This is a genomic window from Pseudomonas sp. AF03-9 (genome assembly GCF_020515815.1).
Lineage (GTDB): Bacteria > Pseudomonadota > Gammaproteobacteria > Pseudomonadales > Pseudomonadaceae > Aquipseudomonas.
This window is the reverse complement of the sequence record NZ_JAHPJF010000020.1, coordinates 39186-52770: the sequence shown is the minus strand read 5'-3', so window position 1 is coordinate 52770 and position 13585 is coordinate 39186. Positions and strand designations below refer to the sequence as shown.

Annotated in this window: 16 protein-coding genes; 8 read left to right on the top strand and 8 right to left on the bottom strand. The window is 60.9% G+C overall.

Features of this window, described 5'->3' with window-relative positions; translation table 11 throughout:
- Position 1: 1 nt before the first annotated feature.
- Positions 2 to 961, bottom strand: coding sequence for a MerR family transcriptional regulator (locus LIY36_RS22890; protein WP_226457263.1), 960 nt, complete (start codon positions 959 to 961; stop codon positions 2 to 4).
- Positions 962 to 1173: 212 nt separating this feature from the next.
- Between LIY36_RS22890 and LIY36_RS22885 the strand changes: the two genes are divergently transcribed.
- Genes LIY36_RS22885 through LIY36_RS22860 form a run of 6 tightly spaced genes read left to right on the top strand, consistent with a single transcriptional unit; the run spans position 1174 to position 4109 of the window.
- The gene (locus LIY36_RS22885) at positions 1174 to 1734 is read left to right on the top strand and encodes an antibiotic biosynthesis monooxygenase (RefSeq protein ID WP_192300600.1); all 561 of its coding nucleotides are present in this window, start codon (positions 1174 to 1176) and stop codon (positions 1732 to 1734) included.
- A 57-nt stretch (positions 1735 to 1791) separates the two neighbouring features.
- The gene (gene folM, locus LIY36_RS22880; protein ID WP_226457262.1) at positions 1792 to 2502 is read left to right on the top strand and encodes a dihydromonapterin reductase; all 711 of its coding nucleotides are present in this window, start codon (positions 1792 to 1794) and stop codon (positions 2500 to 2502) included.
- Positions 2503 to 2522: 20 nt separating this feature from the next.
- Positions 2523 to 3083, top strand: a complete 561-nt coding sequence (folE, locus tag LIY36_RS22875; RefSeq protein WP_226457261.1) for a GTP cyclohydrolase I FolE — start codon at positions 2523 to 2525, stop codon at positions 3081 to 3083.
- Positions 3084 to 3085: 2 nt separating this feature from the next.
- Positions 3086 to 3463 (top strand): dihydroneopterin triphosphate 2'-epimerase, encoded by a 378-nt coding sequence (folX, locus tag LIY36_RS22870; protein ID WP_226457260.1) that lies wholly within the window; start codon positions 3086 to 3088, stop codon positions 3461 to 3463.
- A gap of 15 nt (positions 3464 to 3478) precedes the next feature.
- On the top strand, positions 3479 to 3775 hold the full coding sequence (locus tag LIY36_RS22865; RefSeq protein ID WP_226457259.1) for a DUF1244 domain-containing protein: 297 nt from the start codon (positions 3479 to 3481) through the stop codon (positions 3773 to 3775).
- Positions 3768 to 4109: a HopJ type III effector protein gene (locus LIY36_RS22860; RefSeq protein ID WP_192300605.1), complete on the top strand. Its 342-nt coding sequence runs from the start codon at positions 3768 to 3770 to the stop codon at positions 4107 to 4109. The genes LIY36_RS22865 and LIY36_RS22860 overlap by 8 nt, the downstream gene beginning before the upstream one ends.
- A 181-nt stretch (positions 4110 to 4290) precedes the next feature.
- On the opposite strand, the gene trxB is transcribed toward LIY36_RS22860, so the two are convergent.
- Positions 4291 to 5253: a thioredoxin-disulfide reductase gene (gene trxB / locus LIY36_RS22855; protein ID WP_192300606.1), complete on the bottom strand. Its 963-nt coding sequence runs from the start codon at positions 5251 to 5253 to the stop codon at positions 4291 to 4293.
- A gap of 282 nt (positions 5254 to 5535) precedes the next feature.
- Here trxB and cysZ point away from each other — a divergent pair, with 282 nt between their 5' ends.
- A complete protein-coding gene (cysZ, locus tag LIY36_RS22850) occupies positions 5536 to 6300 on the top strand; it encodes a sulfate transporter CysZ (protein ID WP_226457258.1) in 765 nt (254 codons plus the stop codon).
- Between the two features lie 54 nt (positions 6301 to 6354).
- Complete coding sequence (locus tag LIY36_RS22845) at positions 6355 to 7533, top strand: glycosyltransferase family 4 protein (RefSeq protein WP_226457257.1); 1179 nt, start codon at positions 6355 to 6357, stop codon at positions 7531 to 7533.
- 796 nt (positions 7534 to 8329) lie between these two features.
- Here LIY36_RS22845 and LIY36_RS22840 read toward each other — a convergent pair.
- The 6 genes from LIY36_RS22840 to rpmA all read right to left on the bottom strand — a co-directional run bounded on the left by LIY36_RS22840 (position 8330) and on the right by rpmA (position 13571).
- Positions 8330 to 9439, bottom strand: coding sequence for an NADH:flavin oxidoreductase (locus LIY36_RS22840; protein ID WP_226457300.1), 1110 nt, complete (start codon positions 9437 to 9439; stop codon positions 8330 to 8332).
- Between the two features lie 149 nt (positions 9440 to 9588).
- Complete coding sequence (locus tag LIY36_RS22835; RefSeq protein ID WP_226457256.1) at positions 9589 to 10071, bottom strand: glutathione peroxidase; 483 nt, start codon at positions 10069 to 10071, stop codon at positions 9589 to 9591.
- A gap of 101 nt (positions 10072 to 10172) precedes the next feature.
- Complete coding sequence (locus LIY36_RS22830) at positions 10173 to 10637, bottom strand: CreA family protein (RefSeq protein WP_034100556.1); 465 nt, start codon at positions 10635 to 10637, stop codon at positions 10173 to 10175.
- Positions 10638 to 10653: 16 nt separating this feature from the next.
- A complete protein-coding gene (proB, locus tag LIY36_RS22825) occupies positions 10654 to 11772 on the bottom strand; it encodes a glutamate 5-kinase (protein ID WP_003176047.1) in 1119 nt (372 codons plus the stop codon).
- 123 nt (positions 11773 to 11895) lie between these two features.
- Positions 11896 to 13119 (bottom strand): Obg family GTPase CgtA, encoded by a 1224-nt coding sequence (gene cgtA, locus LIY36_RS22820; protein WP_003230855.1) that lies wholly within the window; start codon positions 13117 to 13119, stop codon positions 11896 to 11898.
- Between the two features lie 194 nt (positions 13120 to 13313).
- Positions 13314 to 13571, bottom strand: coding sequence for a 50S ribosomal protein L27 (gene rpmA / locus LIY36_RS22815; protein ID WP_003176049.1), 258 nt, complete (start codon positions 13569 to 13571; stop codon positions 13314 to 13316).
- Positions 13572 to 13585: the final 14 nt, after the last annotated feature.

Sequence of the window (13585 nt, the reverse complement as noted above, 5' to 3'; positions counted from 1 at the left end):
CTCAGGTATCCAGCTGCCCACTGAGAAACTGCTGCAAGCGACGCTGCATCAGGCGTCCTTCATTGCCCAGGCAGCCGATGGAAGAACCGGCGAGGTCCTTCTCGGCCAGGTCCGACGCGACCCCCGCCAGGAACAACGGGCAATCCAGGGTCAGCGCCAGGCGGCTCAGGCGCCCCGGCAGGTCATAACGGTGGGAACGGTTGGAATAGACGATCAGGGCCTGGGGACGGGTCTTTTCACAGACCAGTGTCAGCTCATCAAATGGCTGGCCCATGCCCAGCACCTTCACCGCCAGGTCGTCGCGCGTCATCAACAGCCCGGCCACCAGCAATTCCAACTTGCGGCATTCGCCGGGCATGGCCGCCAACAGCACCCGGGGGGCCGACGACGCGCACGCCACATGCAGACGCGCCAACGCCTGTACCCGCAGGAATGCGTCGAAGAACAGCCACTCACTGGCCTGGCCGAATCGGCCTTGATGGCGCAGCAGCTCGCTCCACAGGGGCATCAGGATGTCCTGGAACACGATGCTCTGGGGGTAGGTCGCAAAAATCTGGCCGTACACATGCTCCAACTGGCGATCATCGAAAGCACTCACGGCCAGCCTCAACCGCGCCTGCCATTGAGCCCACTCGGCGCCCTCGGGCGTGTCGTGCTCGGCACGCACGGCTTGCGCCTGCTGGTCATCGCGCGCCAGGATCTTGCCGACCTTGCTTACGGCCACGCCGCGCTCGATCCAATCAAGAATGCGATTGACCGTCTCAATATCGGCCTTGGAGTAGAGCCGGTGCCCGCTTTCGGTGCGCGTCGGCTGTATAAGGCCATAACGCCGCTCCCATGCACGCAGCGTCACTGGATTTATGCCTGTCAATCTCGACACTTCACGAATCGGAAAAAACGCCTCGGAATCGGTCGAATCCAGATGTGAAATGCTATCAAGGGGAGCAGTAATTTCGGGCATTTGAGACCAAAAAACCAATGGTAATTGGGGCAGCCATTTAACGCCTTTAGAGCTGTCTTTTTCAAGGTCCACCCTCTTTAGACCAATGTCACTGGCGTATTTCTGTAAAACAGGAATAATCCTTGCCTGTTTTTACATAGCGGCACTACCCCGCCGCTATGTTCGTGCGCCACCTACCCGGTCCAGCGCACCCGTTTATTTGGAGATACATAATGTCTACCTCCCCAGTCACCCTGATGGTTGCGCGTCGCGTGGCCAAAGGTCGCTACGAAGAACTGATGGCCTGGCTGCGCGAAGGCGAGCAATTGGCCACCGACTTCCCCGGTTACCTGGGTTCAGGCGTGCTCGCACCGCCGCCCAATGACGACGAATTCCAGATCATCTTCCGCTTCGCCGATGAAAAGACCCTGCATGCCTGGGAGTTTTCCGCGTCCCGCAGTGCCTGGCTGGGCCGTGGCAGCGAGCTGTTTGCCGACCCGTCCGAGCATCGCGTGAGCGGCATCGACGGTTGGTTTGGTGCCGTGGGGGCACGGCCGCCGCGCTGGAAGCAGGCCGTGGCGATCTGGCTGGCGTTTTTCCCGGTGTCACTGATCTTCAACTTTGTACTGGGCCCGCTGCTCAATGAGCTGGAGTTGGTGCCGCGCGTGCTGGTCAGCACCCTGGCACTCACGCCGCTGATGGTTTATCTGTTCATTCCACTGTCGACCCACCTGCTGGCCAACTGGCTGCACCCTGCGCCCACACCACGCAAGGCCACCGAAGCCGCCGCGTGAGTACAGGGGGGGCCGCTCGCTGGTATGATTTGAACCTGCCAGCGAAGCGAGCCCTCCATGACTGCAACACACGCCCCGATCCTGATCACCGGCGCCGGCCAGCGTGTCGGCCTGCATTGCGCCCAGCGCCTGCTGGACGACGGCCATCCGGTGATTTTCAGCTACCGCAGCGAACGTCCCGGCGTGCAGGCCCTGCGCGAACGTGGTGCGATCGGTGTGTTTGCCGACTTCTCCAGCGAAGCCGGCATCCTGGCGTTTATCGCCGAGCTGAACACCCACACCCAAAGCCTGCGTGCGATCATCCACAACGCCTCGGCCTGGATCGCAGAGAGTCCCGATGACGAAAGCCGTGCCTTTACCGACATGTTCAGCGTGCACATGCTTGCGCCTTACCTGATCAACCTGCATTGTTCAGCTTTGCTGCAACGCTCGACACCCGCCGACATCGTGCACATCAGCGATGACGTGGTGCGCAAGGGCAGCCGCCAGCACATCGCCTATTGCGCCACCAAGGCCGGGCTCGACAGCCTCACGCTGTCGTTTGCCGCGCAGTTCGCGCCGCTGATCAAGGTCAACGGCGTAGCGCCCGCGATGGTGATATTCAACGAAGGCGACGACGCCGCTTATCGCACCCAGGTGCTGGCCAAGTCCGCACTGGGCATCGAACCCGGGCCCGAGGTGATCTACCAGAGCGTGCGTTACCTGCTGGACAACCCCTATGTCACTGGTACCACCCTGACCGTCAACGGCGGGCGGCATATCAAGTAAGCCGTTTGTGAGGATGTTGTATGACCTTATCCCTGCCCCAACACTACCGCGAGATCCTCAAAGGCCTGGGCGAAGACCCGGAGCGTGAAGGTTTGCTCGACACCCCCAAGCGCGCGGCCAAGGCAATGCAGTACCTGTGCCACGGCTACGAGCAGAACCTGGACGACATCGTCAACGGCGCGCTGTTTACTTCCGACAATGACGAGATGGTGATCCTCAAGGACATCGAGCTGTACTCGCTATGCGAGCACCACCTGCTGCCCTTCATCGGCAAGGCCCACGTGGCCTATATTCCGACCGGCAAGGTCCTCGGCCTGTCGAAGCTGGCGCGCATCGTCGACATGTACGCACGGCGCCTGCAGATCCAGGAAAACCTCACGCGGCAAATCGCTGATGCGATCCAGGACGTGACCCAGGCCGCCGGCGTGGCGGTGGTGATCGAGGCCAAGCACATGTGCATGATGATGCGCGGTGTGGAGAAACAGAATTCAACCATGAACACCTCGGTGATGCTCGGCGCGTTCCGCGAGTCGAACACCACGCGCATGGAGTTCCTGCAACTGATCGGACGGAGCAAGTAGCAATGCCACAACTTCAACCAGGCATGGCGCGCATCCGGGTCAAGGACCTGTGCCTGCGCACCTACATCGGCATCAACGAGGACGAAATCCTCAACAAGCAGGATGTGCTGATCAACCTGACCATCCTGTATGCCGCCCAAGAGGCCGTGCGCGACAATGACATCGACCATGCGCTGAACTATCGCACCATCACCAAGGCGATCATTGCCCATGTGGAAGGCAACCGTTTTGCCCTGCTGGAGCGCCTGACCCAGGAACTGCTGGATCTGGTGATGAGCAATGAAACAGTGCTGTACGCCGAAGTCGAAGTGGACAAGCCCCATGCGCTGCGCTTTGCCGAATCGGTGTCGATTACCCTGGCAGCCAGCCGCCAACCCTGAACCTGCGTGAGCCCTATGAACGACCAACAACGCCTCGAACTCGAAGCCGCCGCCTTCCGCCGGCTGGTGGCACACCTGGACAGCCGCAAGGATGTGCAGAACATCGACCTGATGAACCTCGCAGGCTTCTGCCGCAACTGCTTGTCCAAGTGGTACAAGGCCGAGGCCGATGAGCGCCACATCGAGCTGAGCCTCGATGATGCCCGAGAAGTGGTGTACGGCATGCCGTACGCCGAGTGGAAAGCCCAATACCAGAAAGAAGCCAGCGCCGATCAACAGGCGGCGTTCGCCAAAGGAAAAACCCATGACTGATTTGAACACCCTGCGCGCCAGCCTCAACAGCGGCGAACATGCGTTTGCCGACACCTTGGCGTTTATTGCCGCAGGTTATGACTACCAGCCGCAAGCCTTTACCAATGGTGATGTGGAAAACGCTGCCGGGCAGAACGAAGGCTCCTGCAAGACCCTGGGCCTGGCTGTGCTGGAAGGCTTGAGCGATCAGCAAGCGCTGCTGGCGTTTGGCGAGCACTACCGTTCGGTGGTGGCGACGCCTGAGGGCAGTGACCATGGCAACATCCGTGCACTTATCGCACACGGCTTGGCGGGTGTGACGTTCACGGCGCAGCCCCTGACCCGCAGATCCTGAGTCAGACACCAATCAAACTGTGGGAGCGGGCTTGCCCGCGAAAGCGTTGGGTCAGTCGCCTAATTCAGTGACTGACACTCAGCATTCGCGGGCAAGCCCGCTCCCACATTTGTGCTTTGGTGTCAGTTAAATCGTGGGTGTAAAAAAACCGGCCTCTCAGCCGGTTTTTTATTGCTACGGTTTAGAGCGAAGCGTTACCCAAACCATCCAGGTAACGCTCGGCATCCAGTGCCGCCATGCAACCAGCGCCGGCCGAGGTGATGGCCTGGCGATACACATGGTCGGCTACGTCGCCAGCAGCGAAGATGCCTTCAAGGTTGGTCGCAGTCGCATTGCCTTCACGGCCGCCCTGTACGACCAGATAACCGTCTTTGGCTTCCAGCACGCCTTCGAACAACGATGTGTTCGGCGTGTGGCCGATGGCGATGAATACGCCGTCGACTTTCAGCTCGTCGAAGCTGCCGTCGTTGTTTTTCAGGCGGGCGCCGGTCACGCCCATGTTGTCGCCCAGGACTTCGTCCAGGGTGGCATTGAGCTTGAGGATGATCTTGCCTTCAGCCACACGGGCGTGCAGCTTGTCGATCAGGATCTTCTCGGCGCGGAACGTCTCGCGGCGGTGAACCAGGGTCACGGTGCTGGCGATGTTGGCCAGGTACAGCGCTTCTTCCACGGCAGTGTTGCCGCCACCGACCACAGCGACCGGCTTGTTGCGGTAGAAGAAACCGTCGCAGGTCGCGCAGGCGGAAACGCCCTTGCCCATGAACGCTTCTTCCGATGGCAGGCCCAGGTAACGGGCACTGGCGCCAGTCGCGATGATCAGCGCGTCACAGGTGTAGACGCCGCTGTCGCCGGTCAGGCTGTAAGGCTTCTTGGAGAAGTCGACCTGGTTGATATGGTCAAACACGATCTCGGTTTCGAAACGCTCGGCGTGTTCTTTCATGCGTTCCATCAGCGCCGGGCCGGTCAGGCCGTGGACGTCGCCCGGCCAGTTGTCGACTTCGGTGGTGGTGGTCAATTGACCGCCCGCCTGCATGCCGGTGATCAGCAGCGGCTTGAGGTTGGCCCGGGCAGCGTAGACGGCAGCGCTGTAACCGGCAGGGCCGGAACCGAGAATAATCACTCGCGAATGACGGGTATCAGACATGACTCACTCCTGTCGACCGCCCGGACCACAAGGCGGCTGGAATAAAAAAGGGACCACGAAGCACTTGGGGAAGGCTTTAACTCGCAGGCCCTGAAAATAATGGGTGCAGCGTATAGAGGGGGGCAAGATTAAGGAAATACGCATTAACAATCCAGCTCATAGACGGTCCCTATGCAGTCGACCCGGCTGATCGACGGGTTTGTTACGGCTGATGTCGCCGCTTTCGCCCGTGATACAAAGCCGGTAAGGTCGGCGCGTTCGCCCCTTTGCTCGGAGTTATCCATGCCCGCCCCTGCCCTTTCCGGCCCGCAATACCTGCGTGAAGGCCTCAAGCTGGTCTTGAGCCCTGGCCTGCGCCTGTTTGTGCTGCTGCCACTGGCGATCAACCTGGTGTTGTTCGTCGGCTTGATCTATTTCGCCGGCCATCAGTTCAGCCTGTGGGTCGACCACCTGATGCCGACGCTGCCGAACTGGCTGAGCTTCCTCAACTACTTGCTATGGCCGCTGTTTGTGGTGTTGGTGGTGCTGATGGTGTTTTTCACCTTCACCATGCTGGCCAATATCATCGCAGCGCCGTTCAACGGTTTTCTTTCGGAGAAAGTCGAAGTGGTGGTGCGTGGCACCGACGATTTCCCGGCGTTCAGTTGGGGTGAGTTGATCGCCATGGTGCCGCGCACACTGGCCCGGGAAATGCGCAAACTGGGTTACTTCCTGCCACGGGCCATCGGCTTGTTTATCCTGTCGTTCATTCCGGTGGTCAACCTGATCGCCGCGCCGTTGTGGCTACTGTTCGGGGTGTGGATGATGGCGATCCAGTACATCGACTACCCGGCCGACAACCACAAGCTGGGCTGGAACGAGATGCTCGCCTGGCTGCGCCAGAAACGCTGGCAGAGCATGAGCTTCGGCAGCATCGTTTACCTGGTGTTGCTGGTGCCGGTGGTCAACCTGTTGATGATGCCGGCGGCAGTGGCCGGGGCGACCTTGTTCTGGGTGCGTGAGCAGGGCGCCGAAGCGATGGCGCGACAGAACGTGACCACGTCATAAATCCATCATCCCAATGACACAATGACGACACGGCCCACAGTGACACTGTGGGCCATGACGACAGCCTCGCTTCACATCACTCTGATCACCGAAACCTTCCCGCCCGAAATCAACGGGGTGGCCAATACCCTTGGCCGCCTGTGCGAAGGTCTGCGCGCGCGCGGCCATCAGGTCGAACTGGTGCGTCCACGCCAGAACGCTGACCAGAGCCGTCCCAGCGACGACGAATTGCTGCTGTGCCGTGGCTGGCCGCTACCGGGCTACCCGGGCCTGCAATGGGGCCAGTCGTCGATGCACAAATTGCTGCGCCGCTGGACCCGCCAGCGTCCGGATGTGCTGTACATCGCCACCGAGGGCCCGCTGGGCTTATCCGCGCTGCGCGCTGCCCGGCGCCTGGGGATCAGCGTGGTCAGTGGCTTTCACACCAACTTCCAGCAGTACTCGAACCAATATGGGTTAAGCATGCTGAGCCGGGTAGTCACCCATTATCTGCGCTGGTTCCATAACCGCTCGACCTTGACCCTGGTGCCCAGTGCCAGCCAGCGCCTGGAGTTGGAACGCCGCCACTTCGAGCGGCTGGGCATGTTGTCGCGGGGCGTCGACAGCCAATTGTTCCATCCGGCCAAGCGCGACAACGTACTGCGTGAGAGCTGGGGCCTGGGCAATGACGACATTGCAGTTTTGCACGTAGGACGTTTGGCCCAGGAGAAAAACCTGGGTGTACTCAAGCGCTGTTTCGAGTCCCTGCGCAGCACATATCCACAGCGCAGGCTGAAATTGATCATCGTCGGCGACGGGCCGCAACGCTCACTGCTGGAACATGACCTGCCCGACGCCGTGTTCTGCGGCACGCAACGCGGCGAAGAACTGGCGCGGCATTACGCGTCGGGCGATCTGTTCCTGTTTCCCAGCCTCACCGAAACCTTCGGCAACGTGGTGCTGGAAGCCATGGCTTCCGGGTTGGGCGTGGTGGCGTATGACCAGGCGGCTGCGACCCAGCATATCCGCCATGGCTATAACGGCGTACTGGCGATGCCGGGGGATGAGGAGGCGTTTTGCGATGCGGCCTGCTGGCTGCTCGAAGAGCGCGAGAGTTTGCGCAGGGCGCGCCTGAACGCACGCCAACATGCCAGCCGCCAGGGTTGGCCGGCGATCATCGAGCAGTTCGAGCACCAGTTACGGGGTGTGTGCAAGGGAGAGTTTGTCGCTCCGCCGTTACCCTCCACCCGCTGATCCGGCGACAGTTTAAGTCATCCACTTCCCCACCCGGCGCCCACAGCCGACGGCTTATGGGGCCGCGATTCGGAATAGGCAATAGGCATTGTCTGAATCCCCGCCACCAAACAGGATATTTCGGGAACGCCACTCCGATTATGGCCACCCATGACGCACCTGCCTGGTGAAGGTGGGCACCCCATAATCTGAAAGAGTTTTTTATGTCGACACACATCAACGGAGCAGCGGCTCACGGTAATTGGCACTTCAGCGCTCCGGCGGATACGGGCAATCCCTCGCAAAGGCCCGAGACCCATCTTCAGCAACCGTGGTATCGCCCGCGCCCACCCCGGCCGGATAACCAACACACCCAGCCGGGCTGGAACCCACCACACCGGCCACAGTCGGATCAGCCATACACCCGGCCAGGCTGGAACCTTCCGTACCAGCCACAGCCGGACCACCAGTACACCCGGCCAGGCTGGAACCCTCCGTACCAGCCACAGCCCGACTGCCAGCACACTCGGCCAGGCTGGAACCCTCCGTACCAGCCACAGCCCGACTACCAGTACACCCGGCCAGGCTGGAACCCTCAGTACCGGCCACAGCCGGATCGCGACTACTCACAACCCGGCTGGGACTTCCGGCAAACCTCGTCAAGGCCTACACCGAGGCAGCCCGACCACGATGACGGTTACCGGACGCCCTATGCAGAGCGGCGGCCGGTACAACCACACCATCGTTTGAGCAACCGCTGAAATAAAAGGGCCGGGTATCGACATACCCGGCCCCTCTCCAACGCCGAATGGCTTGATCAGACCAATGTGGTCAACGCCTCGCGACTGAACGGCAGAATGTCGCCCTCGCGACCTTCGCGCACCTTCACCGCCCAATCCGGGTCCACCAGCAACGCACGGCCCACGGCAACCAGGTCGAATTCCTCATTGTTGAGGCGTTCCAGCAGCTTCTCCAGGCTGGCCGGCTGCGCGACCTTGTCGGTGTTGACCATGAATTGCAGGAACTCGCCGTCCAGGCCAACACTGCCTACGGTGATGGTCGGCTTGCCGGTGAGCTGGCGTGTCCAACCGGCCAGGTTGAGGTCGGAACCTTCGAATTCCGGCTCCCAGAAGCGGCGAGTGGAGCAGTGGAAAATGTCCACACCAGCGTCAGCCAACGGCTGCAGGAACTCACCCAGCGCCTCGGGGGTTTGCACCAGGCGTGCGGTGTAGTCCTGCTGTTTCCACTGGGAGAAACGGAAGATGATCGGAAAGTCCGCGCCAACCGCGGCGCGGGTGGCCTGGATCAACTCGATGGCAAAACGCGAACGGTTGGCCAAGCTGCCACCGTATTCGTCGGTGCGCTGGTTGCTGCCTTCCCAGAAGAACTGGTCGACCAAGTAACCGTGGGCGCCGTGGATCTCCACACCGTCCATGCCGATGCGTTGGGCATCCTTGGCGGCTTGGGCAAAGGCATTGATCACGTCTTGGATGTCTTGCCGGGTCATGCCATGGACAACGACATTGCCGTCCTTGAGTTTTTCCATTGGGCCGTAGGCCGGCACACTGGCATCCGGCTCGGTGCCGATGCGCCGCACACTGCCCACATGCCACAGCTGCGGGACGATCTTGCCGCCCTCGGCATGCACGGCGTCGACCACTTTTTTCCAGCCAGCCAGAGCGGCCTCACCGTAAAAATGCGGGACGTTGGGATAGCCGTTGGACGCTGGGTGGCCGACCACCGTGCCTTCGGTGATGATCAGGCCCACACCGGCAGCGGCGCGGCGGCGGTAGTACTCGATGACTTGGGCGTTGGGTACGCCGCCCGGCGAGAACGAACGGGTCATCGGCGCCATGACTACACGGGTCGACAGTTGCAGAGCACCGAGCTGGAAGGGTTTGAACAAGGCTTGGACAGGCATGGGGATGCTCCACGTAAGGCGGGTTTATGACGTGGATAATATTGGCCCCACACAGACCTGAACAGCACTATTGATCTGAATGATTAAAGGATAAAAGCGAACGGCGACTGACCTGTGGCGAGAGAGCTTGCTCCCTCTCCACAGGCCGGGCCGAGTTAATTCAAGGCTTTTTCGATGGCTTGGACGATGGTGGGATCATCCGGTGCGGTACGCGGAGAGAAGCGTGCAAGCACCCGCCCATCCTTGCCCAGCAGGAATTTCTCGAAGTTCCAGGTTATATCCCCGGGAAACTCCGCGCCCTCGCCCGCCAGCAAGCGGTAGAGCTGGTGACGGTCCGGGCCGTTGACGTCAAGCTTGCCGCCCAGCGGGAAGGTCACACCGTAGTTCAGGCTGCAGAACTCGCGGATCTCCTCTTCGCTGCCCGGCTCCTGGCCTGCAAACTGATTGCAGGGCAAGCCCAACACGACAAACCCCTTGCCCTTGTATTGCTGGTAGAGGTTTTCCAGAGCCGCATATTGCGGGGTCAAGCCACACTTGGAGGCCACATTGACCACCAGCACCACTTGCCCCTTGAAGGGTGCCAGTGGCAGCTCTTGTCCGTCCAAAGCTTTGAGTTTCAGGTCGTGGAAAGCACTCATGACGAACTCCAGATATCCCATGTTCTTAGCAAAGCGGCTCGTCGAGATTACAACCCGCAAGCCTGCAATCATAGACGCCGATGACAAAACCCGCCTGCGGATTACTGAGCGGTCGGCCACGGCAGGATCGGAATCGCCGTCACGGCGTTCTGCGGGCTGCCTTCGATCAGGCGGTCGCTGTACACCAGGTAAACCAGGGTGTTGCGCTTCTTGTCGAGGAAGCGCACCACCTGCATGGTCTTGAACACCAGCGACGTACGCTCCTTGAATACTTCGTCGCCATCCTTGAGCTCGCCCTTGAAGCGGATCGGCCCCACCTGGCGGCAGGCGATCGAGGCTTCGGCACGGTCTTCGGCCAGGCCCAGGCCGCCTTTGACGCCGCCGGTCTTGGCGCGCGACAGGTAGCACGTCACACCGTCGACCTTGGGGTCATCGAAGGCTTCGACGACGATCCGGTCGTTGGGGCCGACAAACTTGAATACCGTCGACACCTGGCCAACTTCTTCGGCAGACGCCAACAGTGGCATGGCCAATAGCAGGCCGAGCAATCCCTTCATTACGCGCATCGAATACTCCCTTTGTTTAAACCAGGATCAGGTTGTCGCGGTGCACCAGTTCCGGCTCCGCCATATAACCCAACAGGCCCACAATCGCGTCAGACGACTGCCCAATGATTTTCTGCGCCTCCAGGGCGCTGTAGTTGGCCAGGCCGCGGGCGATTTCACGACCGTCCGGGGCCACACACACCACCATCTCGCCACGGCGGAAGCTGCCCTGCACCAGCTTGACGCCGACCGGCAGCAAGCTTTTGTTGCCTTGGGACAGCGCAGATACAGCGCCATCGTCCAGCACCAGGGTGCCACGGGTTTGCAGATGACCGGCCAACCATTGTTTGCGCGCCGCGAGCATACCCCGCTCCGGCGACAGCAGCGTGCCGATCCGCTCGCCAGCCTTGAGGCGGTCGAGCACACGCTCGATGCGCCCGCCGACGATGATGGTGTGGGCACCGGAACGCGCAGCCAGGCGTGCAGCGCGCAGCTTGGTCTGCATGCCGCCACGGCCCAGGGCACCGCCGACGCTGCCGGCCACGGCGTCCAGCGCAGGGTCATCGGCGCGGGCTTCGTAGATCAGTTGCGCATCGGGGTTGTTGCGCGGGTCGGCGTCAAACATGCCGTCGCGGTCGGTGAGGATCACCAGCAGGTCGGCTTCCACCAGGTTGGCCACCAGCGCGGCCAGGGTGTCGTTGTCGCCGAAGCGGATTTCGTCGGTGACCACGGTGTCGTTTTCGTTGATCACCGGGATGACTTTCAGCTCTACCAGCGCACGCAGGGTGCTGCGGGCGTTGAGGTAGCGCTTGCGGTCGGACAGGTCGTCGTGGGTCAGCAGGATCTGCGCCGTGTGGCGGCCGTGCTCGGCGAAGCTGGATTCCCAGGCTTGTACCAGGCCCATCTGGCCGATGGCGGCGGCGGCTTGCAGTTCGTGCATCGCGCTGGGTCGCGCGGTCCAGCCGAGGCGGCTCATCCCGGCGGCAACCGCCCCGGACGACACCAGCACCAACTCAACGCCAGCCTCATGCAAGGCCACCATTTGCTCGACCCAGACGCTCATGGCTGCACGATCGAGCCCCTTGCCATCCGCCGTCAGCAGCGCACTTCCGATCTTTACGACCCAGCGCTGCGCACCTGTCACTTTGCTCCGCATCATCTTCAACCTTAGATAGAGGGCTGCGCGACCCAGCGCAACCCATAACGTTATTCGTGACTACGTATACCCAGATACCAAAACGCCGCTCAATTGAGCGGCGCTTAAGTTTACTGCAACGAATCAGTCGCGCACGTAAATGATTTCAGGACCGTCTTCATCATCCACGTCTTCTTCGTCCCAATCGTCGTCACCGATGTCATGGACCGACTTCACGCCGCTGCGGCGCAGGGCACGCTGGTCGTCCAGCGCCTGCAACTGGGCACGAGCTTCGTCTTCGATCTGCTGGTCGAGTTCAGCCAGTTCGGCCTTGAACACCGGGTCGGCCGCCAGGCGGTCGGCGCGGTCTTCGAGGTAGCGCATGATGTCGCGGGTCAGGCGCTCGGTGCCTTCTTTGGCGATGGCCGAGATCACGTAGACCGGGCCTTCCCACTCCAGGCGGTCGACGATTTCCTTGACGCGCTCTTCGTGCTCTTCTTCGAGGATCTGGTCGCACTTGTTCAGGACCAACCAGCGATCACGCTCGGCCAGGGCCGGGCTGAACTTGGTCAGTTCGCTGACGATCACTTCAGCGGCGTCCGCTGCGCTGGTTTCATCCAACGGCGCCATGTCCACGAGGTGCAGCAGCAAACGGGTGCGGGACAAGTGCTTGAGGAAGCGAATGCCCAGGCCGGCGCCGTCGGAAGCGCCTTCGATCAGGCCGGGAATGTCGGCGATCACGAAGCTTTTCCAGCGGTCGACACTGACCACGCCCAGGTTTGGCACCAGGGTGGTGAACGGGTAGTCGGCGACTTTCGGCTTGGCGGCCGAGACCGAGCGGATGAAGGTACTTTTACCCGCGTTCGGCAGGCCCAACAGGCCTACGTCGGCCAGTACTTTCATTTCCAGCTTGAGGTCACGCTGCTCGCCCGGCTTGCCTGGCGTGGTCTGGCGTGGCGCACGGTTGGTACTGGACTTGAATCGGGTGTTACCCAGACCGTGCCAGCCGCCCTGCACAACCATCAGCTTCTGGCCGGCCTTGGTCAGGTCGCCGATCACTTCCTGGGTAGCGGAGTCGATAATCGTGGTGCCGACGGGTACGCGCAGCACCAGGTCTTCGCCTTTTTTACCGGTGCAGTCGGTGCTGCCGCCATTGGAGCCACGCTCGGCATCGAAGTGCCGGGTGTAACGGTAGTCGACCAGGGTGTTGAGGTTTTCGTCGGCCATCATGTAGATGGAACCGCCGTCACCGCCGTCACCGCCGTTTGGACCACCGTTTTCGATGAATTTTTCGCGACGGAAACTCATGCAACCGTTACCGCCGTCGCCTGCTTTTACTCGGATGGAAACTTCATCAACGAACTTCATAACAAAACGCCTCTCGCCGCACGGACGAGCTTAAGAAACCAAGACATAAGACTCTTGCAAAAATGAGCGCAGCGACCTCAAGCAACGACCGCATATCCTGCTGCTATCGCCCATTACAAACAGCTTTGCAAGAGACTCACTCCACAAACGAAAAAGCCCCGTCGCAAGACAGGGCTTTTCCAGCGATCTCGCAATTAAGCTGCGACAACGCTCACGTAACGGCGGTTGAACGCGCCTTTTACTTCAAACTTGATCACGCCTTCGATTTTCGCGAAGAGGGTGTGATCTTTACCCATGCCTACACCGTAACCGGCGTGGAATTGGGTGCCGCGCTGACGCACGATGATGTTGCCCGGAATGATTTTCTGGCCGCCATACATCTTCACGCCAAGGCGTTTGGCTTCTGAGTCGCGACCGTTACGGGTACTACCACCAGCTTTTTTGTGTGCCATGAGTCAATTCTCCT